17 protein-coding genes, 1 pseudogene and 1 riboswitch are annotated in these 21,812 nt (G+C 70.7%); of the genes and pseudogenes, 11 read left to right on the top strand and 7 right to left on the bottom strand.

Going from position 1 to position 21,812, the window contains the following annotated elements; genetic code table 11:
• The 5 genes from KCH87_RS39775 to KCH87_RS39755 all read right to left on the bottom strand — a co-directional run bounded on the left by KCH87_RS39775 (nt 1) and on the right by KCH87_RS39755 (nt 5,569).
• Entirely contained in the window at nt 1-900 is a 900-nt protein-coding gene (locus KCH87_RS39775; RefSeq protein ID WP_210592765.1) for an ABC transporter permease, read from the bottom strand.
• Nucleotides 887-1,861: an ABC transporter ATP-binding protein gene (locus tag KCH87_RS39770; RefSeq protein ID WP_210592764.1), complete on the bottom strand. Its 975-nt coding sequence runs from the start codon at nt 1,859-1,861 to the stop codon at nt 887-889. Before KCH87_RS39770 ends, KCH87_RS39775 begins: the two co-directional genes overlap by 14 nt.
• Before the next feature lie 62 nt (nt 1,862-1,923).
• Nucleotides 1,924-3,126 (bottom strand): outer membrane lipoprotein carrier protein LolA, encoded by a 1,203-nt coding sequence (locus KCH87_RS39765; RefSeq protein WP_210592763.1) that lies wholly within the window; start codon nt 3,124-3,126, stop codon nt 1,924-1,926.
• Nucleotides 3,127-3,401: 275 nt separating this feature from the next.
• Complete coding sequence (locus KCH87_RS39760; protein ID WP_247197475.1) at nt 3,402-4,400, bottom strand: CHRD domain-containing protein; 999 nt, start codon at nt 4,398-4,400, stop codon at nt 3,402-3,404.
• 158 nt (nt 4,401-4,558) lie between these two features.
• The gene (locus KCH87_RS39755) at nt 4,559-5,569 is read right to left on the bottom strand and encodes a polyprenyl synthetase family protein (RefSeq protein ID WP_210592761.1); all 1,011 of its coding nucleotides are present in this window, start codon (nt 5,567-5,569) and stop codon (nt 4,559-4,561) included.
• A gap of 101 nt (nt 5,570-5,670) precedes the next feature.
• Here KCH87_RS39755 and KCH87_RS50865 point away from each other — a divergent pair.
• The 3 genes and pseudogenes from KCH87_RS50865 to KCH87_RS39745 form a co-directional block, all read left to right on the top strand.
• Nucleotides 5,671-5,886: pseudogene (locus tag KCH87_RS50865) on the top strand (hypothetical protein); the annotation flags it as partial.
• A gap of 44 nt (nt 5,887-5,930) precedes the next feature.
• On the top strand, nt 5,931-7,943 hold the full coding sequence (locus KCH87_RS39750) for a CocE/NonD family hydrolase (RefSeq protein ID WP_210592786.1): 2,013 nt from the start codon (nt 5,931-5,933) through the stop codon (nt 7,941-7,943).
• A 283-nt stretch (nt 7,944-8,226) separates the two neighbouring features.
• Nucleotides 8,227-8,389, top strand: a riboswitch (cyclic di-AMP (ydaO/yuaA leader).
• Nucleotides 8,390-8,392: 3 nt separating this feature from the next.
• The gene (locus KCH87_RS39745; protein WP_210592760.1) at nt 8,393-8,875 is read left to right on the top strand and encodes a transglycosylase SLT domain-containing protein; all 483 of its coding nucleotides are present in this window, start codon (nt 8,393-8,395) and stop codon (nt 8,873-8,875) included.
• A gap of 39 nt (nt 8,876-8,914) precedes the next feature.
• On the opposite strand, the gene KCH87_RS39740 is transcribed toward KCH87_RS39745, so the two are convergent.
• On the bottom strand, nt 8,915-9,727 hold the full coding sequence (locus KCH87_RS39740; protein ID WP_210592759.1) for an HAD family hydrolase: 813 nt from the start codon (nt 9,725-9,727) through the stop codon (nt 8,915-8,917).
• Nucleotides 9,728-9,978: 251 nt separating this feature from the next.
• Between KCH87_RS39740 and fahA the strand changes: the two genes are divergently transcribed.
• The 8 genes from fahA (at nt 9,979) to KCH87_RS39700 (ending at nt 19,572) form a co-directional block, all read left to right on the top strand.
• Entirely contained in the window at nt 9,979-11,199 is a 1,221-nt protein-coding gene (gene fahA / locus KCH87_RS39735) for a fumarylacetoacetase (protein ID WP_210592785.1), read from the top strand.
• A 244-nt stretch (nt 11,200-11,443) separates the two neighbouring features.
• Nucleotides 11,444-12,385, top strand: a complete 942-nt coding sequence (locus tag KCH87_RS39730) for a M56 family metallopeptidase (RefSeq protein ID WP_210592758.1) — start codon at nt 11,444-11,446, stop codon at nt 12,383-12,385.
• A 391-nt stretch (nt 12,386-12,776) separates the two neighbouring features.
• Nucleotides 12,777-13,565 (top strand): GntR family transcriptional regulator, encoded by a 789-nt coding sequence (locus KCH87_RS39725; RefSeq protein WP_210592757.1) that lies wholly within the window; start codon nt 12,777-12,779, stop codon nt 13,563-13,565.
• 31 nt (nt 13,566-13,596) lie between these two features.
• Nucleotides 13,597-13,824, top strand: coding sequence for a ferredoxin family protein (locus KCH87_RS39720; protein WP_210592756.1), 228 nt, complete (start codon nt 13,597-13,599; stop codon nt 13,822-13,824).
• Between the two features lie 16 nt (nt 13,825-13,840).
• Nucleotides 13,841-15,181, top strand: a complete 1,341-nt coding sequence (locus KCH87_RS39715; protein ID WP_210592755.1) for an ABC transporter substrate-binding protein — start codon at nt 13,841-13,843, stop codon at nt 15,179-15,181.
• Nucleotides 15,178-16,044 (top strand): ABC transporter permease, encoded by an 867-nt coding sequence (locus KCH87_RS39710; protein ID WP_210592754.1) that lies wholly within the window; start codon nt 15,178-15,180, stop codon nt 16,042-16,044. The genes KCH87_RS39715 and KCH87_RS39710 overlap by 4 nt, the downstream gene beginning before the upstream one ends.
• Nucleotides 16,028-16,813 (top strand): ABC transporter ATP-binding protein, encoded by a 786-nt coding sequence (locus KCH87_RS39705; protein WP_210592753.1) that lies wholly within the window; start codon nt 16,028-16,030, stop codon nt 16,811-16,813. The genes KCH87_RS39710 and KCH87_RS39705 overlap by 17 nt, the downstream gene beginning before the upstream one ends.
• Nucleotides 16,810-19,572 (top strand): fumarate reductase/succinate dehydrogenase flavoprotein subunit, encoded by a 2,763-nt coding sequence (locus KCH87_RS39700; protein WP_308299028.1) that lies wholly within the window; start codon nt 16,810-16,812, stop codon nt 19,570-19,572. Before KCH87_RS39705 ends, KCH87_RS39700 begins: the two co-directional genes overlap by 4 nt.
• 66 nt (nt 19,573-19,638) lie before the next feature.
• On the opposite strand, the gene recQ is transcribed toward KCH87_RS39700, so the two are convergent.
• Complete coding sequence (recQ, locus tag KCH87_RS39695; RefSeq protein WP_210592752.1) at nt 19,639-21,621, bottom strand: DNA helicase RecQ; 1,983 nt, start codon at nt 21,619-21,621, stop codon at nt 19,639-19,641.
• Between the last annotated feature and the right edge of the window lie 191 nt (nt 21,622-21,812).

The following is a 21,812-nucleotide window of genomic DNA, read 5'->3' as shown; positions in this document are numbered from 1 at the left end:
CTACGCGGTGACGTCCTTCGTCGTGAACCGCGCCCAGGCGGCCGCGCCGAACACCGCCGCGTAGAGGCCTTGCAGTCCGAGGTTCTTCACCAGGTCGTCCCAGTAGACGGGGTCGCGCATGAGGTCGGCGAAGGACAGCCAGTAGTGGGAGAAGAAGTACGGCTGGAGCGCGTGGAGCTGGGGGATCTGGTCGAGGATCTGGATGGTGATCAGCAGGCCGACCGTCGTCGCCATCGCCGCGATGCCGCTGTTCGTGAGGGTGGAGACGAAGAGGCCGAGGGCCGCCACGCCGATCAGTGACGCGGCGACGATCAGCGCGATCATCAGCGCCCGGCCCAGGCCCTCGGCGAAGCTGATCCGCGTTCCGGAGATCGTCGTCAGATCGCCGAGCGGGAAGAGCAACGCGCCGACCGTGAGCGCCGAGACCGCGACCACCAGCGTGGCCACCAGGCAGAAGGCCATCGTGGTCGCGTACTTGGTGAGCAGCAGGCGGGTTCGGCCGGCCGGGGCGACGAGCAGATAGCGCAGCGTCCCCGCGTTCGCCTCGCCGGCGATCGCGTCGCCCGCGATGACGCCGATGGCCATGGGCAGGAAGAACGGAAGCGTGGCGGCGAGCGCGGTGAAGACCAGGAACAGGCCGTTGTTGGTGATCTGCGAGATGAACGCCGGGCCCTCGCCGCCTCCGCCGCCACCGCCCACGCCCGAACCGTCGCTCGTCTCGATCTTGAGGGCGATCCCGATCAGGATCGGAACGGCCGCCAGCACACCGAGGAGCGCGAGCGTGCGCCAGCGTCGGAACGTCGTCACCAGCTCGCTGCGGAGGAGGCCGAACGTCCACAACGGGCTCTGCGGCCGGGGGACTTGGACCTCACTCGAACCGACCAGCTCAACCTGCGACATCGAAGCCCTCCCCCGTCAGCGCCACGAACGCGTCCTCCAGGGAGGCCCGCTCGACCCCGAACCCGCGGACCCGGACGCCTGCCGTCACCAACGCGGCGTTCACCTCGGCAAGATCGCGGTCGGGCGGCTCCGCTGTCACCCGGTCGTCCCCGGCGATGACATCAGCCGCGCCCTGCTCCTTCAGCACCCGGGCCGCGTCGCCGGTGTCGGGCGTCGTGACGACCAGGCGCCCGCGCGCCCCGGCCGCGAGATCCGCCACCGCACCCTGCGTGATGAGCCGCCCCTGCGCCATGACGGCGGCGTGGCTGCACACCTGCTCGATCTCGTCGAGCAGATGGGAGGAGAGAAAGACGGTCGTGCCGTCCGAGGCCAGCTCCCTGATCAGCGAACGGATTTCGCGCATGCCCTGCGGGTCGAGGCCGTTCGTCGGCTCGTCGAGGACGAGGAGGCGGCGGGGCTGGAGCAGAGCGGCGGCCAGTCCGAGCCGCTGCTTCATCCCCAGGGAGTACGCCTTCGTCTTCTTGCTCCCGGCGGCCGTCAGCCCCACCCGGTCCAGCGCGGCCGCGACGCGCGCACGCCGGGTGCGCGGGTCGGCGGTCGGGTCGGCGGCGTCGTACCGGATGAGGTTGTCGCGGCCGGAGAGGAAGCCGTACAGCGCGGGCCCTTCGATGAGCGCGCCGACGTGCGGCAGCACGGTGCGCGTGGCCCGCGGCATGGGCTGCCCGAGCACGCGTGCCGTGCCGGAGGTCGGCTCGATGAGGCCCATCAGCATGCGGATGGTGGTGGTCTTGCCGGAGCCGTTCGGACCGAGGAAGCCGAAGACGCTGCCTGCCGGGACGGTCAGATCCAGACCGTCGACGGCGAGCTGCCCGCCGCGGAAACGCTTGGTGAGCGCGCGGGTCCGGATGACACCGTCATCCACACCCTCCGCATCCGGCTCCGTGGCGGGCGGCTCGTCCATCGGCTCCCTCGATTCGTCGTACGCGTACGGTACTTCGCGTACGAGTGTTCTGCGTACGGCTGTTACTTGGCCGCGTCGGCCGCCTTCACCAGGGCGTCCTTCGTGACCGTGCCGACGTAGACCTTGCCGTCGTCCGTCATCAGGGCGTTGACAAGGCGGGTCTTGAAGACCGTGCCCTCGCCGAACTTGCCGGTCACCTTGTCGCCCAGGGAGTCGAGGAAGCCCCCGAACTCGCCACCGGCCTCGGCGCCGGAGGGCATGCCCTCGCCGCCGGTGTCGAAGACGGCGATGGAGTTCCAGCCCTCGCCGATGATCTCCGGGCCCTCCTCGGAGGGGACCGCTTCCGGCTTCTGGGCGTGCTCCTCGGCCCCGGCCCCGGCCGCGACCTCGCCCTCCTCGGTGACCTTCGCGCCCTTGGGCGGGCTGAAGTCGAAGGTCGACGCGGCCGGCTTGGCGAAGCTGACCTGGGTGAAGCCCGCGTCCACGACGGCGGAGCCGCCACTCGCCGGAGTCAGCGTGAACTTCAGCGGCAGACCGGTCTTCGAGTCCACCCCTATGGTGATCGCACCGACCGTGGAGCCGGAGTCCTTCGGCTTGATGACCAGCCGGTAGGCATCCCGGCCCGCGATCTGCGTGGTGCCGTCGACGGTCACGGAGGTCGTGTCGTCGACCGACTTCAGGGCCTCCTCGGCGAGCTCCTGGGGCGTGGTGGGGGCGTCTTCCTTCGTCTTCCCGTCCGCGCTCTCGGTGGCGGTGCCGTGGTAGACCTCGTTCGACGCGCTGTCGTAGCCCCAGACGTCCTTGCCGTTGTGGATCAGGCTGTACTCCGCCGCGTTCTCCAGCAGCGAGAGCTTCTGCTTGTCCGGGCCGTCGGCGGCGACGCGCAGCGTGTGCGTGCCGGACGCCAGCTCCATGAGCTTGGAACTCGGATCGGCGGACGAGCCATCGCCCGACCGGGTCGCGCCGGACATCAGACCGCTCTCCAGACCCCCGAGGTCCGGCAGCCCCAGATCCGTGCTGACCTTCACCGTGCCGGACAGCTGCTCCACGTCCGATGCGGCGATCTTCTCGATGAGTTGCTGCGCGGTGATCTTGGGCAGGTCGGGGTCGCCGGAGTCGGCGATCGCCGGGACGAGCCCGATGGTCGCTGCGGCCACGCCCACCACCGCGACCGGGACGACGTAGCGCGCGGCCTTGCGGCGTCCCGCGCGGAGGTCGTCGACCTCCCCGGCGGTCGTGCTGTCGTCGGTTTCGTACGGTGCCATGTGTGCCTTACCTCCGTCGTCGGCGGCGGCTGTCGCTTAACTGCACTACGTCCCCTGAGCCGCCATTCTCACCCGAATCGGTGAGGAGTGGTGTTTTCCGTGGTCTCCAGTTGACCAAATCGACGGGAGGGAAACGTCAACCTGCGGAGCCAACTCCGTGTACTGCTGCGGTATGACACGAGAGGGCGGCGCCTCCCCCGACCCGTAGGGGTCGTGCGGGGAAGACGCCGCCCTTCCTTGTGGATCAGCGCTGCGTGGATCAGCGTTTGGGTGGATCAGCGCTGGATGAACACGTAGTCCGCCTGGTAGGGCACGCCGACGATGGCACCCGGCTCGCAGGAGCCGGCCGGGGCGACGCCGCCGACGGTGTTCAGTCGCAGGATCTCCGCCGTGTTCGCGAGGAGCCCGCGGTGCTTGCCGGACTGGGTGGCCTTCAGGTCCAGCTCCGGGATGTTCGTGTCGCCGTTGGGTGTCTTGCTGATGACGGATCCGGTGACGGCGCTGCGGTCGGGCGCGATCCACTGCGGCGTACCGGAGTTGGGCTTCACGAAGGAGTGCGCGATCGGGCCGGCGAGCACGGCGGCGACGTCCCGCTGGGCGAAGGCGAACCCGCCGCCCTCGGCCGCCTTGCACTCGTAGATCTGCTTGCCCTTGAGGACGGATGCCTGGAAGTTGTCGAGTGCGTCGCGGAAGTCGAAGGCCGTGGTCACCTTGTGCAGCTGGCCGCGGACGGCTCCGCCCGGGAACTGAGCCGTGTGCAGGTTGGCGTAGAAGGAACCGGGGTCGGACTTCAGCGAGTTGAGCAGGGCGGGGTCGTCGACCTTGACACTGCCGGTGACGGTCTTGCCCTTGCTGCCCGCGAGCAGCTTGGTGAAGTCGACCTTGATGCCGCCGTTGGTGCCCTTGGCGCCCTGGTGGATGTGAAGGAGGGTCGGCTTGCCGGTGGCGCGCCACTTCACGGCGACGGACACGGTGTTGCCGTCCACCTTCACGAACTGGAGCGCGGCGCCGTCCTTGTCCCCGACGGCCGGACCGCCCTCCACGGGCACCTCGTTGGCGCCCCGCAGACTGGCGGCGAGGATGGTCCCGCCCCTGCCGCCCGCCACGGTGCCACTCTGGCTCACAATGCCCTCGCCTCCGTGCCCCGCGTGGTCAGCGCGGTTGTCTCCGGCGGCGAACGCGGGAATCACCGCGGCGGCGATACCACCGGCGGCGGCCACCGCGACAGCGGTGACGATCAGGCTCTTACGGCGCGTTGAGAACGTCGCGTTCATGCCCATTTTCTTTTTTCTCCCCGTAATGCAGCCGACGCCCCCTGCGTCAGCTTCTGGGCATGAATACGGAGGGGATCTTAATTTGGACTCAGTCCAGAACTGTGACCTGTATCACGTACGTCTGTCCGTGTCGGTCGGCGCCGCTCGGGGGACGAGATCTAACCGGCCCGATGCACCACGGCGTCGCACAACTCCACCAACGCCGCCTTCGCATCGCACTCCCGCAACGGAGCAAGAGCCGCCCGCGCGTCCTCCGCGTACCGCACCGTGTCCCGCCGCGCCTGCTCCAGCGCCGGATGCCCACGCAACCCCGCCAACGCCTCCGCGAGTCGCGCGTCGTCGCTCAGGTCGGAGTCCAGCAGTTCGCTCAGCGCGACATCCTCGGCCAGCCCCAGCCGGGCCGCCCGCTCGCGCAGCCGCAGCACCGGAAGCGTCGGAATCCCCTCGCGCAGGTCCGTCCCGGGCGTCTTCCCGGACTCGCGCGCGTCGGAGGCGATGTCCAGCACGTCGTCGGCGAGCTGGAAGGCGACTCCCAGCCGCTCCCCGTACTGCGTCAGCACGTCGACCACCGTCTCGTCGGCGCCCGACATCATCGCCCCGAACCGGCACGACACCGCGACCAACGACCCGGTCTTCCCGGCCAGGACGTCCAAGTAGTGCTCGACCGGATCCCGACCGTCCGTCGGTCCGGCCGTCTCCAGGATCTGTCCGGTCACCAGCCGCTCGAACGCCTCGGCCTGTACCCGCACCGCCTCCGGACCGAGATCGGCGAGAGTGTGCGAGGCCCGGGCGAACAGGAAGTCACCGGTGAGGACCGCGACCGAGTTGCCCCAGCGGACGTTCGCGCTGGGCACCCCGCGCCGTACGGCCGCCTCGTCCATCACGTCGTCGTGGTACAGCGTCGCCAGGTGGGTCAGCTCGACGACCACCGCGGACGGCACGACCCCCGGCGCATACGGGTCTCCGAACTGCGCGGCGAGCATCACGAGCAGTGGCCGGAACCGCTTGCCCCCGGCCCGGACCAGATGCTGCGCGGCCTCCGTGATGAACGGGACCTCGCTCTTGGTGGCTTCGAGCAACCCTTCCTCGACAGCCGCCAATCCGGCCTGGACATCGGCTTCCAGAGCCTGGTCCCGCACGCTCAGCCCGAACGGCCCGACGACGGTCACGAGGGGTCTCCTGTCTGCTGGTGTCTACTGCGGTTACACGGCTTGTCGATAGGTCGCTGCCATCACTCGTGTCAGCGTATCCGGTCATCTTTCGATCACCGATGCCGCCCACCCGTGCAGCACGGGCGGTATCGGATCACGACCGGTATGTTTTCGATCATCTGAAAAGAATGGATATCTATCGACTTACCCGGAAGTAGTGGAGCGTGTCCGGAACCACCGTCGATGCCGAGCCCGGCAGCCAACCGCCTCCCGAGGACGACACCGCCTTCTTCGGCCAGCCGAAAAGCCTGCTCACACTCTCCGGCGCGGAGGTTGCGCCGCACCATGCACCCCGTCCACCGAGGTCACTGCGATGAGCATGCACATCCGTACGTCCTTCCCCTACGAGACGACCCACGACGACCTCCGCATCCCGCTGTCGGACGGGACCCTGCTGTACGCGCGCGTGTGGCGCCCGCTGACCGACGAGCCCGTACCGGCGCTCCTGGAATACCTCCCGTACCGCCTGACCGACTGGACGGCCCCGCGCGACTTCCAGCGCCACCCCTGGTACGCGGGCCACGGCTATGCCTCCGTCCACGTCGACGTGCGCGGGCACGGCAACAGCGAGGGCGTGCCGGGCGACGAGTACTCGGTGACGGAGCTGGCCGACGGGGTCGAGGTGGTCAACTGGCTGGCGGCGCAGCCCTGGTGCGACGGCAAAGTGGGCATGTTCGGCATCTCCTGGGGCGGCTTCAACTCCCTCCAGATCGCGGCCCTCGCTCCCGAGCCGCTCAAGGCGATCGTCACGGTCTGCTCCACGGACGATCGCTATGACAACGACGTGCACTACATGGGAGGTTCCGTCCTCGCGGTCGACATGCACGCCTGGGCCGCCACCATGCTCGCCTTCGTCTCCCGCCCGCCCGATCCGCGGTACGCCGGCGAGGCCTGGCGCGACATGTGGGTCGAGCGCCTGGAGGCCGTCGAACCCTTCATCCACACCTGGCTCGCCCACCAGACCCGGGACCGCTACTGGAGCCGTAGCAGCGTCTGCGAGGACTACGGCGCGCTCAAGGCGGCGGTCCTCGCGGTGGGCGGCTGGCACGACCCGTACCGCGACACGGTGCTGCGGCTCGTCGAGCACCTTCCCTCCGATCGCGTACGGGGCCTGATCGGCCCCTGGTCGCACCAGTACCCCGACCGCGGCCTGCCACCCGGCCCGGCGATCGGCTTCCTCCAGGAGACGCTGCGCTGGTGGGACCACTGGCTGAAGGGCGAGGGGCGACTCCCCGAGCCCCTGCTGCGCGCCTACGTCACCGACTCCCACCCCCCGGCCACGCTCTACGACACCCTGCCCGGCCGCTGGGTCGGCGAGCCCGCCTGGCCCTCCCCCAACATCACGACAGTGTCGTACGGCTGTCAGGGCGCCCCCGTTCTCGTACGGTCGCCGATGCACACCGGGATCGACGCCGGGCGTTTCTTCCCCTTCGGCAACGATGCCGACCTGCCGCCGGACCAGCGGGAGGAGGACGCGCGGTCGGTGTGCTTCGAGTTCCCGGTGGCCGAGGCGACGTGGGTGCTGGGGCGGCCGCGGGTGACGCTGCGGCTGACCTCGGACGTCCCGCGCGGCCAGGTGATCGCCCGGGTCTGCGACGTGGCCCCGGACGGCTCGTCGACCCTGGTCACGCGCGGGGTGCTGAACCTGTCGGCGCGGCAGGGGCGCGACCGGGCCGTGCCGTGGACGCCGGGTGCCACCGAGGACGTGACCTTCGAGCTGAACGGCATCGGTCACGCCTTCCCGCCCGGCCATCGCATCCGGCTCGCCGTCTCCTCCGCGTACTGGCCGTGGATCTGGCCGCAGCCCGACTCCGCGGCCGGCTTCACCCTCGACCCGGCGGGCAGTTCCCTCGAACTACCCGTACGGAAGCAGGAAGTGGACCGGAATGTCCGTTTCGAGGAGCCCGAGCAGGCCGAGCCGCTGGGGGTCACCCACGGCGTGGCCGCTGGTGGATGGAGCCCCGCCACGCTCGATGAGCCGCGCCCCGAGCGCCTGGTGGTGCGGGATGTCGCCCGGGGCTCGTGGCGCCTGGAGGTCGACCCGCGGTACGGCGGCACGCGCGTGTACCCCGACGGCCTCGAGTTCACCGAGGACGCGCTGGAGACGTACACGATCGAGGAGACGGATCCGCTCTCGGCCCGTACCCGCTCGGACTGGTCGATCCGGCTGCACCGCCCGGAGTCGGCCTGGGACACCACGGTCCGCACCCGCTCGGAGATCAGCTGCGAGGGGGACGACTTCATCACCTCCGACGAAGTGATCTGCACGGAGGGCGGCCAGGTCCTCTTCCACCGGACGTGGGAGAAGCGCATCCCGCGAACGGCCGGTTAATTAAACCCTCTTGGCCCGATTGCCCGATTTGCCATTCTTGCGCACCGACGTGACTTGACTCACGTCCGGGCCCGCACGGCAATCACACAGATATGAGCGGATCCGCCTTTTCTTTGCGGCCAGTTGGGCTTGGCGACCGCAAAGGATCAAGCGCCGCATTCACCTCAGACCAAGGTCAATAGGTGCGATGTGTGAATCCGGTACTTGTTCCGGACATGTGCTCTCGCATACGTTCCCGGCCTGTCGGGCGGACGCCGAATCCTGCCGCCGCCCGAACGACCCGTTGACGAACTCACCGCACGGCAGGAGCGGGGGACCCAGGTAAGCCGCCGGACCGGAGATCACGACGGAACGGCTTGGGGTCAAGTCACGCCCGTGAGGGTGTGGCCGGGCACCTCCCAGCCCGAACCCGACAGCTCACCTCGCAGGCGCCGGAGAGGAACTTCGCCATGTCCGCAGCCGGAAAGCACCGCCGCACCAGAACCGCCCGAGTCACCCGCGCCATCGCCGTCGCCGGCACCGGCGTCGCCGTGCTCGCGCTGCCGATCGTCGGCGCGACCAGCGCCTCCGCGGCCACCCCGACCGTGACCACCGCCACCTCGCTGGGCTACTCCGACACCCTCGACGGCTGGATCCAGGCGTCCCTCCAGGTGATGGCGCAGAACGGCATCCCCGGGTCCTACGACGGCATCTACCGCAACATCATGCGGGAGTCCTCGGGCAACCAGTACGCCATCAACAACTGGGACTCCAACGCCGCCGCGGGCACCCCGTCGAAGGGCCTCCTCCAGGTCATCGACCCGACCTTCCAGGCCTACCACGTGGCCGGCACGTCGTTCGACTCGTACGACCCGGTCGCGAACATCACCGCCGCCTGCAACTACGCGTTCCAGCGGTACGGCTCGATCGACAACGTCTTCGGCGCGTACTGAGTCCCCGACGCGCGCCGATTCCTCGACGGGTACGGAGAACTACCCCTTCGGGAAGAGTCGTTCGAGGACGACGGCAATGCCGTCGTCCTCGTTCGACAGGGTGACCTCGTCGGCCACCGCCTTGAGTTCGGGATGGGCATTTGCCATGGCAATGCCACGAGCCGCCCAGTCGAACATGGGAATGTCGTTGGGCATGTCCCCGAAGGCGATGGTCTGTTGAGGCCCCAGCCCCAGGTGCTCGGCGGCCAGCGCGAGACCGGTCGCCTTGGTCACTCCGCATGGCTGGAGTTCGACGGTCCCGGGCCCCGACATGGTGACCGTCGCGAGAGAACCCACCACCGATCGCGCCGTCGCCGCCAACTCGTCGTCGGACAGGGCGGGATGGCGCAGCAGCACCTTGCTGATGGGCGCGCACCACAGGTCGTCGCGGCGCCCGACGCGTACGGCGGGCAGGGTCGGGTGCGGCATCAGGTACCCCGGTTCGATGAGCGTGAGCCCTTCGACGCCGTCCTGGTCGACGGCTGCGTACACCTGCCCGACCTCGGCCTCGATCTTGCCCAGCGCGGTCTCGGCCAGCTCCCGGTCCAGGGTGACGGACCACAGCAGACGGTCCGCGCCGGCGTCGTACACCTGCGCGCCCTGTCCGCACACCGCGAGCCCCCCGCAGCCGAGGATGTCGAGCAACGGCCGCACTCTCGGGGCCGGCCGCCCCGTCACCACCAAGTGCCGGGCGCCGAACGCCGCCACCTGCGCAATCGCGGCGAGCGACCGGTCGGAGAGCGTGTCATCGCCCCGGAGCAGCGTGCCGTCCAGGTCAGTGGCGATGAGTGAATATGCGGTGGGTGCGGCCATGATCAGAGAATACGGACAGAATCCCTGACCGACTCGACGTGAACCGGACGCCTCCCGCGCACACATGCGCCCCCGGCGCCCCGAACACCCCGTGAACCGGGCCTCGTTGAGATCTTGACGCCGGCCGGCTCCTCGACGACTTCGTGACCTCGCTGACCTGCGCCTCCCCCGGCGGGCAACGCACCCGTAACGTGTGCCGCGACCGCATGACACAGCCGGCATACGGACCGCACGAGAGCGAGGCAGCACCCATGCCCCCCTTCGATGTCCCCGAGGGCGACCCCTTCGGCCCGCACAACCTTCCGTACGGTGTCTTCTCCCCCGCCGGTACCGCCGAGCGCAGGGTCGGTGTCCGGCTCGGCGACCACGTCCTCGACGCGGGCGCGGCGGCGCACGCGCTCGGCTCGCCGTACGCCCCCCTGCTCGCCCGGCCGACCCTCGACGCGCTGCTGGCCGCGGGCCGCACCACCTGGTCGGACGTACGGCGCGCCCTCACGGCATGGCTGACGGTCCCGTCCCACCGCGAGACCATCGAGCCGCTGTTCCACCCCCTGTCCTCCGTGACCCTGCACCTGCCCTTCGAGGTCGCGGACTACGTCGACTTCTACGCCTCCGAGAACCACGCCCGGAACGTCGGCCGTATCTTCCGCCCCGACGCCCCCGACTCCCTGACCCCCAACTGGAAGCATCTGCCGATCGGCTACCACGGCCGCTCCGGCACGGTGGTGGTCTCGGGCACGGACGTGGTACGACCGTCCGGCCAGCGCAAGTCCCCTGCCGACCCCGCGCCTGTCTTCGGCCCGTCCGTCCGCCTGGACATCGAGGCGGAGGTCGGCTTCGTTGTGGGTGCGCCGTCGCGGATGGGCCGACCGGTGGGTCTTGGCGACTTCCGGGACCACGTCTTCGGCCTGTGCCTCCTCAACGACTGGTCCGCGCGCGACATCCAGGCCTGGGAGTACGTCCCCCTCGGCCCGTTCCTCGGCAAGTCCTTCGCCACCTCGGTGTCGGCGTGGATCACACCGCTGGAAGCGCTGGAGGAGGCACGGACGGCGCCGCCGGAGCGCACGCACGCGTTGCTGCCGTATCTGGACGACACCGCGTCCGACGTGGAGCCCGGCGGCTACGACCTGCGCATCTCGGTCGCCGTCAACGGCCACGTGATCTCCGAGCCCCCCTTCTCCACCATGTACTGGACGGCCGCCCAGCAACTGGCCCACATGACCGTCAACGGCGCCTCCCTGCGCACCGGCGACCTGTACGGATCCGGCACGGTCAGCGGCCCCACGGAGTCCGAACGCGGCTCCCTCCTGGAACTGACCTGGAACGGCCGCGACACCCTCGAACTCCCCGACGGCAAGCGGACGTTCCTGGAGGACGGGGATGTGGTGACGCTGTCGGCGTGGGCGCCGGGGGCGGACGGGGTTCGGGTGGGGCTGGGGGAGGTTGTCGGGAGGATTGTGGCGGGGAGCTGACGCGGGGATCGGGTGACGGCTGTCCCGGACTCGGCCGGGGATCGGGCGGCGACCGTCCATGACCCGGGCGGGAGTCGGGTGACGGTTGGCCCATGACGCGGGCGGCCATCGCCGTCATACTTACGGCGGGCGACGTGCCCGACGCGCCCGTCGCGCCGTCCGCCCCCGTACCGCACAGCAAGTGCCACCCGTACCGCACAACGAGTAGCCGCACCCTTCCCGACCAGGATCCGGAGCCCTTGGCATGACTGTCTGCCTGCTCCTGCTGAGCGTCGTCGCCCTCACGGCCGCCGTGCCGGTTCCGCGTACGCTGACCCGGGCCCTGTGGCCGGAGCGGGAACCCGTGGTCGGGCTGTGGGTGTGGCAGTGCCTGGTCGCCACCGTGCTGCTGTGCTGTCTGACGGCCCTCGTGCTGGGCGCGGCCGCCGTCTTCCACACCGTCCGCGACCATGTGTTCGCCCCGGCGCCGCCGTCGGTGACCGCCGCGTACGACCTCTCCACGGCCCCGGCCTGGGCTGCCGCCCTCACCCTGCTGCTGGCCTGCGGTGCCGCCTGGACGACGGCGATGCTCGCCCGCGAGCTGGTGGAGGCCCGCAGGCGTCGCGGCCAGACCCGAGCGCACCTGCGTGAACGCGCCCCGGAACTGCCGGCCGGGCTGGGTGCCGCCGCGCGCGGTCCCCTTCTGGTCCTGGAGGACGAGTACCCGGACGCCTGGTGGATGCCCGGCAACCCGCCCCAGCTGGTCGTCACCACCGGCGCCCTGCACCGCCTCACGGACCACCAGCTCGACGCCGTCCTCACCCATGAACGCGACCACGCCCGCGCCCACCACGACTGGCTGCTGCACCTGTCCACCGCGCTGGCCACCGGATTCCCCCGCATCCCGTTGTTCGCCCACTTCTGTGACCAGACCCATCGCCTGGTCGAACTCGCCGCGGACGACACGGCGTCCCGCCGGTGCGGCCATCTGACCACCGCGCTGGCGCTGATCGAGCTCAACCAACACCGCGGCGTCCTCTCCTGTGCGTCCAGCCATCGCCTGCTGGGCGAGCGTGTGGACCGTCTGCTCGAACCGCGGCCACGGCTCGGCCGCCGGCACCGGGCACTTGCGACGGCCACGGCCGCGCTAGTGCCATTGCTGCCGCTGCTGATCGTCTTCGGCCCGGGGTTGTCGACGCTGGCGTAGGGGGCCGTCGTTCGGCTGCGGGCCGGTGGGGGCCGTCGTTCGGCTGCGGGCCGGTGGGGGCTGGTCGCGCAGTTCCCCGCGCCCCTAGGTATGTCGCAGTCGCGGTGAGTCGCATGGCGCCGCCGCTGCGGGTGGGCGCTGCCTCCCCGCACAGCTGCGGGCATTCGTGCCGCCTAGGGCGGCACGGGTGGGCGCAGGCGGCACCCCGCCATCGCCGGGCTGCGCAACCCACCCCCGCCCAGCCCTCACCCCGGGCAAGCCTCAAGCCCGGGTGGCAGATCTCCCCCGAACCCTCCAGAAACCCCAGCTCAACGGCCAACCCGGCGGAGCCCCCGGTGGCGCAACATTCACGCAACACAGCTTTCCCTACCGGATCGCTATGGTTCAAAACATGCCCCCCTCCGACCGCATCCGAGACCACGCCGGCCAGGGCGCGACCACCGTCGCCGCCCACCGCGCGCGGCGTCGGCTGCGCGCGGACCAGGCCCGCCAACTCGCCGACCTCCTCCGCCACCAGCTCCTCACCGGCGGCTTCCCGGACGGCACCCTCCCCCACGAGTCCACCCTCGCCGCCGACTACCGGGCCTCCCGCAACACGGTCCGCCAAGCCCTGGATCTACTCCGCGCGGAAGGCCTGGTAGAACGCCTCCCCGGCGTCGGCACAGTGGTCGTCGCCCAGAAATACCCGCACGGTCTCGACCGCCTGATGGGCCTCGCGGAAACCCTCCTCGAACACGGCCGGGTCACCAACGAGGTCCGCACGATGGGCCCCGCCCCGGCGCCCACGCCCGTGGCCGAACGCCTGCACATCCCACCCGGCACCGACGTCCTCTACATCGAACGCCTGCGCCGCCTCAATGCCCTCCCCCTCTCCCTGGACCTCACGTACATCCCCCTGGACATCGGCACCGACCTGCTCGGCGCCGACCTGGAGAACACCGACGTCTTCCGCCTGCTGGAGACGATCACCGGACAGCACCTCGGCCACGCGGAGATCACCCTGGAGGCGGTGAACGCGGACGCCCACTCCGCCGCCGTACTCGAAGCCCCGCGCGGCACGGCCGTCCTGATGCTGGAACGCCTCACGCACCTGGCCGACGGCCGCCCCGTCGACCTGGAGTTCATCCGCTTCCGCGGCGACCGCATCACGATGGGCGGCCTGCTGCACCGCTCCCTCTGACCCCTGCTTGCCTCGTTTCCTGGAGACAGCCATGCCCTTGGCGCCCCAGCGGGCCGACGTGCCCGTGACCATCGACGAGTCGAAGTGCATCGACGGCTGCACGCTCTGTGTGGACATGTGCCCGCTGGACTCCCTCGCCATCAATGAGAGCAGCGGCAAGGCCTACATGCACGTCGACGAATGCTGGTACTGCGGTCCGTGCGCGGCCCGCTGTCCCACCGGAGCCGTCACGGTCAACATGCCCTATCTGCTCCGGTGAGAGGCCTCGAACTCGCATGAAACACAAAGCAGTTGCCGCGGCAATCCTGCTGCTGGCGCCCCTGACGGCCTGCGGCGGCAGCGCCGAGGCGGGCGACGGCTCCACGGTCACCGTCACCATCGGCTACCAGTCCAAGACCATCAACACGGTCACGGCCGGAACCCTGCTGCGCTCCCTCGGCTCCTTCGAGAAACAGCTGAACTCCCTTCACGACGGCACCACCTACAAGGTGAACTGGCAGGACTACGCCACCGGCGCCCCCATCACGGCCCAGATGACCGCGGGGAAGATCGACATCGGCTCGATGGGCGACTTCCCGCTCCTCATCAACGCCGCCCGGGGCAAGCAACTCGGCAAGCCCACCCACCTCGTCTCCGTCACCGGCTACAACCTCCGCGGCGGCCTCAACACCATCGTCACCTCCCCGGACTCCGAACTGGCCTCCCTCGCCGACCTGCGCGGCAAGAAGGTGTCGACAAGCGTCGGTTCGGCCGCCGACGGCACCCTCGTACGAGCCCTCCAGCGCGCCGGCATCGACCCCGACCAGGACATTGAGAAGCTCAACCAGCAGCCCGCGGTGGGCGCTTCGGCCCTCTCCTCCGGCAGCGCGGACGCCCTCTCGCAGTTCGTCGCCTGGCCGGGCCTGCTCGCCTACCAGGGCAAGGCGAAGGCCCTGTACGACGGCGCCCAGCTGAACCTCCCCACCTTCCACGGCGTCACCGCCCGCGAGGACTTCGCCCAGCAGCGGCCCGCCGTCCTGGAGGCCTTCCTCAAGGCACAGGCGGAGGCCACCGACTACGTCGAAGACCACCCCGTTGCCGCTGCCGAGAAGGTCGCCGAGGCCACCGGCCTGCCCGCCGAGGTCGTCTACCTCTACAACGGCGCCCACGGCATCGCCACCTTCGACCCGGCGATCAAGCCCCAGCTGGTCTCCGTCCTGAAGGACGACGTCGCGGTCCTCAAGTCGGCGAAGCTGACCGGCGATGTGGACGTCGACTCCTTCGTCGACGACCAGTACGTCAGGAAGGCCCTCGGCGCGGACTATGCGAAGCGCCTCGCCGCCACGCCCGCACCCGCGGCGAGCGAGGTCTGGCCCAAGGGCGCCGAGGACACGCGAAGCTTCAAGTCCCCTGCCGAGCTGCTGAGTTACGTCGCCCAGCACAAGGACGGCACCCGCGCCGCCTACGTCCCCGACGCCACCACCGGCACCCTGTGGTTCGCCGACAAAGCGGTGTGGGTGGCCGACGGCGGCCGGCTCCTCCCCTTTGTCGTACCGGCAACCGCGCAGGCGTACGTCGCCGGTCACGGAGGCGCCCGCGTCATCACATACGCCGACGCGCTGGAGCGGGCGTCGTGACCCGGTATGCGCTGCGGGTGTCCGCCCTGGCTGCCGCCCTCGGCCTCTGGCAGCTGCTGACCAGCCTGAACGTCGACCTGTGGCTGCGCTTCTCGCAGTTCCCCACCGTCGCGGACGTGGCCCGAGCCTTCGCCGACCGTGTGACCGGCCCCGACTACTGGACGGACCTCACCGACAGCCTCACCCGCATCCTCACCGGCTTCCTGCTCGCCGCCGTCCTGGGCGTGGCCACCGGCGTGCTCGTGGCCCGCTCCCGGCTGGCCGAGGACCTCCTCGGCCCGGTCCTCGAAGTGATCCGCCCGATCCCGGCGATCGCCCTCGTCCCCGTCGCGATCCTCCTCTTCCCCTCCAACGAACAGGGCATCGTCTTCATCACCTGCACGGCAGCCTTCTTCCCCGTACTGGTCTCCACCCGGCACGCGGTCCGCGCCCTGACTCCCGTATGGGAGGAGGCAGTTCTCACCATGGGCGGCGGCCGGTGGAGGATCCTCGGCTCGGTCGTCCTGCCGGGCGCCCTGCCCGGCATCTTCGGCGGCCTGTCGGTCGGCATCGGCGTCTCGTGGATCTGTGTGATCTCCGCCGAGATGATCTCCGGCCAGTACGGCGTCGGATACCGCACCTGGCAGGACTACACGGTCGTCGACTACCCGGGCGTGTTCGTCGGCATGGTCACGATCGGCGTGCTCGGCTGGGTCACCTCCACGCTCGTGGAACTCCTGGGCCGCCGTCTGACCCGCTGGCTGCCGCGCACGTCGTACGTCCCCGGCGCCCGGCCCCGGACACCCCGGGCCGCCGCCGCGTCCGCCGCCCCCGTACTCACGAAGACCGAGGCCGAGGAGGCACGTGATGAGCACCTCGTCTGAGACCCTCGCCGATGCGTCGGCGCAGGCGCAGGCCGCGCCCGGCACCCGGCTCACCCTCCGCGCCGCCACGCTCGGCCGGCCCGGTGCCCCGGTCCTGACCCATCTCGACCTGGACGTGGCGGCCGGCGAGATCCTCACCGTCGTCGGTCCTTCGGGCTGCGGCAAGTCGACCTTGCTGCGCACGCTCGCCGGCCTGCTGCCCGCGCTCGCCGGCTCGGTCGAGCAGGACGGGAAGCCGCTGCCCGGCCCGTCCGCCGACCGCGCGCTGGTCTTCCAGGAGGATGCCCTGCTGCCCTGGCGCACCCTGCGCGCCAACCTCGAACTTCCGCTCGCCATCAAGGGGTTGCCACGAGCCGAACGCCGCGCCCAGGCCGACTCCTGGCTCACCCGCGTCGGACTCACCGCGCAGGCACGGCAGTTGCCGCACCGCGTCTCCGGCGGCCAGCGCCAGCGCGCACAGCTCGCCCGCGCCCTGGCCGGCAGCCCGCGCGCCGTCCTCATGGACGAGCCCTTCGGCGCCCTCGATGCCCAGACCCGGGCCGGCATGCAGGAGCTGCTGGTGGAGGTGTTGCGGGGCACCGGCGCGACCGTCGTGTTCGTCACCCACGACGTGGACGAGGCGCTGTTCCTCGGCGACCGGGTGGCGCTGCTCGGCACCGGCCGGCCGGTCTCCGTGCGCGATGTGCCGCGCCCGCGCGACCGCACCGCCCGCCACGACCCGGCCCGCGTGGCGCTGCGCCGCGACGTCCTCAGCTCACTCGGTACGTGAAAGGCACCCCGGTGGACACCCCTGTGCAGATTCCGGCCCTCACCGACGCCGAGGAGATCAGCTGCGACGTCCTCGTCATCGGCGGCGGCACCGCCGGCATCATGGCCGCACTGACCGCCGCCGAGCACGGCGCGGACGTGCTGCTCCTGGAGAAGGCCCACGTCCGCCACTCCGGCGCCCTCGCCATGGGCATGGACGGCGTCAACAACGCGGTCATCCCCGGCCGCGCCGAACCCGACGACTACGTCGCCGAGATCACCCGCGCCAACGACGGCATCGTCGACCAGTCCACCGTCCGCCAGACCGCGACCCACGGCTTCGCGATGGTGCAGCGCCTGGAGTCGTACGGCGTGAAGTTCGAGAAGGACGAGCACGGCGAGTACGCGGTCCGGCAGGTCCATCGCTCCGGCTCGTACGTGCTGCCCATGCCGGAGGGCAAGGACGTCAAGAAGGTCCTGTACCGGCAGTTGCGGCGGCGCGAGATGCGCAAACGGATCCGCATCGAGAACCGGGTGATGCCGGTGCGGGTGCTGACGGCTCAGGGTCGGGCCGTAGGAGCCGCGGGCTTCAACACCCGTACAGGGCAGTTCGTCTCGGTCCGCGCCGGCGCGGTGATCCTTGCGACCGGTGCCTGCGGCCGCCTCGGTCTGCCCGCCTCCGGCTACCTGTACGGCACGTACGAGAACCCGACCAACGCGGGCGACGGCTACGCCATGGCCTACCACGCGGGCGCCGAGCTGACCGGCATCGAGTGCTTCCAGATCAACCCGCTGATCAAGGACTACAACGGCCCGGCCTGCGCCTACGTCGCCAACCCCTTCGGCGGCTACCAGGTCAACCGGCACGGCGAACGCTTCGTCGACTCCGACTACTGGTCCGGGCAGATGATGGCCGAGTTCGCGGCCGAGGTGGCCTCGGACCGGGGCCCGGTGTACCTCAAGCTGAGCCACCTTCCGGAGGAGTCGCTCTCGGCCCTGGAGTCGATCCTGCACTCCACGGAGCGGCCGACCCGCGGCACCTTCCACTCCGGCCGCGGTCACGACTACCGCACCCATGACGTCGAGATGCACATCTCCGAGATCGGCCTGTGCGGCGGCCACTCGGCCTCCGGCGTCCGCGTCGACGACCACGCCCGTACGACCGTGCCCCGCCTGTACGCCGCCGGCGATCTGGCCTGCGTCCCGCACAACTACATGATCGGCGCGTTCGTCTTCGGCGACCTGGCGGGCGCGGACGCGTCCCGGTACACGCCGTACGAAGGGGAGTTGCCCCTCGACCAGCTCCGCGAGGCGCACGAGCTGATCTACCGCCCGCTGCGCAACCCGGACGGCCCGCCGCAGACCCAGGTCGAGTACAAACTGCGCCGCTTCGTGAACGACTACGTGGCCCCGCCGAAGTCGGGCGCCCGCCTCTCGCTGGCCCTGGAGGCCTTCGAGCGGATGCGCGAGGACATCGCCTCGATGGGAGCCCACAACCCGCACGAGCTGATGCGGTGCGCCGAGGTCTCCTTCATCCGCGACTGCGCGGAGATGGCCGCGCGCGCCTCCCTGGCCCGCACTGAGTCCCGCTGGGGCCTCTATCACGAGCGCCTCGACCACCCCCGGCGTGACGACGCGTCCTGGTTCCACCATCTCGATCTGCACAAGTCCCCCTCTGGTGCGATGGAGTTCACGGCCCGTCCCGTGGCTCCGTATCTGGTCCCGATCGAGGAGTTCACCCCGACCGGCGGCCCCTCCCGGCATCTCGGCGAGATCCGTCCCGAGCACGTGGCCACGGCCGGGGCGCGGGACGTGCCGCTGGTGGCGACAGAGCCCACGTCCCCGCGCGTTGCCGAGTCCCTGGACAGCCCGCGCGACACCGCCTCACCCAGGCTCCTGGAACTGCTGACCCTCGCCGAGGAGGAGCCCGAACTCGCCCTCGTCAAGCCCTACTTGACCGACCCCGATCCCTCAGTACGCCGAACGGCGGTCACCGTCCTCTCGGAGACCGCGCCCTCCGGCACCGGACAGGCGCTGGCCGGTGCCCTCTCCGACCCCGACGCCGGCGTCCGCTCGGCCGCGGCAGCCTCCCTGCGCGAGCTCGTCGAGACCCTCCCGCCCGAACCCGCCCTGCGGGACGCCCTCACCGAGGCGCTCACCGAGGCCGACCCCGTCGTCCGCGCCGCCGCCCTCGACGTACTGCGCGCCCTACGGCTGGGCGACACCGACGTGTTCGCCGTCGCCCTGGACGACCCCGACATCGCCGTCCGCATCGAGGCCGTGCGCGCACTCGTCTCGGTCGACGCGGTGCCCCCTCTGGCACGGGCCGCCGTCGACGCCTCCCGTGAGGTTCGCGTCGCCGTGGCCAAGGCGCTGGCCGGCGTCGGCGCGACCACCCTCCCGACGGTGGACCGGGAGCTCCCCAACAGCGCCCTGGACCGGCTCACCTTGGACTGGGACGCCCTTGTCCGCGGTGCCGCCTACACCGCGCTGGGGACCACCGGCTGCCCGGCCCCGCTCGCCGCCCGCGCCGTGACCGCCCTGGCCGATCCGGCCTGGCAGGTGCGGTCCGGTGCCGCCACGGCGCTGTCCACCACCGAGCCGGAAGTGGCCGTGCCCGCCCTGACCAAGGCTCTCGCGGACCCGAACGCCGACGTCCGCAAGGCCGCCGTGCTGGCCCTGACCCGGCACCGCCACACCGAGGAGGCCCGCGCGGCTCTCGCCACGGTCACGTCGGACTCTGACGCGGACGTCAGGGCGTACGCGGTCCGGGCCCTGTGAGGAGGGCCGTCGGCCGACCCCGCAGGCGGCCGGCGGCCGACCGCTGAGAGCCGACGGCCCAGACCGTCATATCCAGTCGTCCGGTTCCGGTTCCGCGTCCATCTCGGGCCAGTGGTCGTCGTCTCTCGCCGTGTCGGCGGCCGCCGGAGCGGAGCCGGACGGCCCGCCCTCCAGCGAGGCCAGTACCGCGATGACGCCCTCCCCGTACGTGGCGAGCTTCTTCTCACCGACCCCGGTGATGCCGCCCAGCCCCCGCACGGACGTCGGCCAAACCGTGACGATCTCCCGGAGTGTGGCGTCGTGGAAGATGACGTATGCCGGGACGCCCTGCTCGCGGGCCTGTTCGGCGCGCCAGGCGCGCAGCGCCTCGAAGGCGGGCAGCAGTTCGCCGGGCAGCTCGGCCGCGGCCGCCTTGGGCTTGCGCTCTCCCCGGCCGGACGAGGAGGACGTGGTGCGCGCGGACGCCGGCTTCTTCGGCTCCTTGCGCAGCGGCACCTCTCGCTCCCGCCGCAGTACCGCCCCGCTCGCCTCGGTGAGCACCAGAGTGCCGTACTCCCCCTCGACCGCGAGCAGCCCCTGTGCCAGCAACTGCCGTACGACGCCTCGCCATTCGCCTTCGGACAGGTCCTCGCCGATACCGAAGACGGACAGCTGGTCGTGGTCGAACTGGATCACCTTGCCGGTGCGCTTTCCCAGCAGGATGTCGACGATCTGCACCGCGCCGAACTTCTGCCCGCGCTCCCGCTGGAGCCGCACCACCGTCGACAGCGCCTTCTGCGCCGCGACGGTGCCGTCCCATGTCTCCGGCGGAGTCAGGCACGTGTCGCAGTTGCCGCAGCCCACCGGATCGGGGTCCTGACCGAAGTAGGCGAGGAGCTGTGCCCGGCGGCACTGCGCCGTCTCGCACAGCGCCAGCATGGAGTCCAGGTGGGCGGCGGCCCGTCGCCGGAACGCCTCGTCACCCTCGCCCGACTGGATCAGCTTGCGCTGCTGTATGACGTCGTTGAGCCCGTACGCCATCCAGGCGTTGGACGGCAGTCCGTCTCGACCCGCACGTCCTGTCTCCTGGTAGTACCCCTCCACCGACTTCGGCAGATCCAGGTGCGCGACGAACCGTACGTCCGGCTTGTCGATGCCCATCCCGAAGGCGATGGTCGCCACCACGACCAGGCCGTCCTCCCGCAGGAACCGGGACTGGTGCGCCGCGCGCGTGCCCCCGTCCAGGCCCGCATGGTAGGGCACCGCCTCGACGCCGTTGCGGCTCAGGAACTCGGCCGTCGACTCCACCGACTTGCGGGACAGGCAGTACACGATGCCCGCGTCCCCCGGGTGCTCCTCGCGCAGGAAGCTCAGCAGCTGCTTCTTGGGGTCGGCCTTCGGGACGATCCGGTACTGGATGTTGGGCCGGTCGAAGCTCGCCACGAAGTGGCGGGCCGTCGGCATGTTCAGCCGCTGGGTGATCTCCTGGTGGGTCGCGTGCGTGGCCGTGGCCGTGAGCGCGATCCGCGGGACGTCCGGCCAGCGCTCGCCGAGCAGGGAGAGGGCCAGATAGTCGGGGCGGAAATCGTGGCCCCACTGGGACACGCAGTGCGCCTCGTCGATCGCGAAGACGGCGATCTTGCCGCGGGAGAGCAGGTCGAGGGTGGAGTCCAGCCGCAGGCGCTCCGGCGCCAGGTACAGCAGGTCCAGCTCACCCGCCAGGAACTCGGCCTCGACCACCCGGCGCTCGTCGAAGTCCAGCGTGGAGTTCATGAACCCGGCGCGCACACCGAGCGCCCGCAGCGCGTCGACCTGGTCCTGCATCAACGCGATGAGCGGCGAGACGACCACTCCCGTACCCGGTCTGACCAGGGACGGGATCTGGTAGCACAGCGACTTGCCGCCGCCGGTCGGCATGAGCACGACGGCGTCTCCGCCGGCCACGACATGCTCGATGACCGCTTCCTGCTCGCCGCGGAAAGCGTCGTACCCGAAGACCCTGTGGAGCGTGGCAAGAGCCTCACTCTCGGCTACCGCTGTCATTCCACCGATCCCGCCCGTCCCACCCATCGCCGTGCCCCCGTACGTCGTGCCTCGACCACTGCGTCCACGATAGGCGCCCGCACCGACAGTCCCGGAGTTATCCACAGGCTTCACCCGTCCCCTCTCGTGATCGCCCGGCAGTCCGCGGTGACCGCGCCCCGGTCCGTGAACCGGCAGTCGCCCCCGCACACACAACCGCCCGGCATCCCGAAACCAGG

Origin of the sequence: Streptomyces sp. GESEQ-35 (assembly GCF_017948485.1) — a bacterium.
Taxonomy (GTDB): domain Bacteria; phylum Actinomycetota; class Actinomycetes; order Streptomycetales; family Streptomycetaceae; genus Streptomyces.
The sequence above is the reverse complement of the archived record's forward strand: the minus strand, read 5'-3'. Positions and strand labels throughout refer to the sequence as shown.

Coding starts and splice junctions, on each gene's coding strand:
- KCH87_RS39775 (WP_210592765.1), bottom strand. CDS start 900: ATGTCGCAGGTTGAGCTGGTCGGTTCGAGTGAGGTCCAAGTCCCCCGG.
- KCH87_RS39720 (WP_210592756.1), top strand. CDS start 13,597: ATGCCCTTGGCGCCCCAGCGGGCCGACGTGCCCGTGACCATCGACGAG.
- KCH87_RS39705 (WP_210592753.1), top strand. CDS start 16,028: ATGAGCACCTCGTCTGAGACCCTCGCCGATGCGTCGGCGCAGGCGCAG.
- KCH87_RS39730 (WP_210592758.1), top strand. CDS start 11,444: ATGACTGTCTGCCTGCTCCTGCTGAGCGTCGTCGCCCTCACGGCCGCC.
- KCH87_RS39750 (WP_210592786.1), top strand. CDS start 5,931: ATGCACATCCGTACGTCCTTCCCCTACGAGACGACCCACGACGACCTC.
- KCH87_RS39770 (WP_210592764.1), bottom strand. CDS start 1,861: ATGGACGAGCCGCCCGCCACGGAGCCGGATGCGGAGGGTGTGGATGAC.
- KCH87_RS39765 (WP_210592763.1), bottom strand. CDS start 3,126: ATGGCACCGTACGAAACCGACGACAGCACGACCGCCGGGGAGGTCGAC.
- KCH87_RS39740 (WP_210592759.1), bottom strand. CDS start 9,727: ATGGCCGCACCCACCGCATATTCACTCATCGCCACTGACCTGGACGGC.
- recQ (WP_210592752.1), bottom strand. CDS start 21,621: ATGGGTGGGACGGGCGGGATCGGTGGAATGACAGCGGTAGCCGAGAGT.
- KCH87_RS39760 (WP_247197475.1), bottom strand. CDS start 4,400: ATGAACGCGACGTTCTCAACGCGCCGTAAGAGCCTGATCGTCACCGCT.
- KCH87_RS39715 (WP_210592755.1), top strand. CDS start 13,841: ATGAAACACAAAGCAGTTGCCGCGGCAATCCTGCTGCTGGCGCCCCTG.
- KCH87_RS39745 (WP_210592760.1), top strand. CDS start 8,393: ATGTCCGCAGCCGGAAAGCACCGCCGCACCAGAACCGCCCGAGTCACC.
- fahA (WP_210592785.1), top strand. CDS start 9,979: ATGCCCCCCTTCGATGTCCCCGAGGGCGACCCCTTCGGCCCGCACAAC.
- KCH87_RS39725 (WP_210592757.1), top strand. CDS start 12,777: ATGCCCCCCTCCGACCGCATCCGAGACCACGCCGGCCAGGGCGCGACC.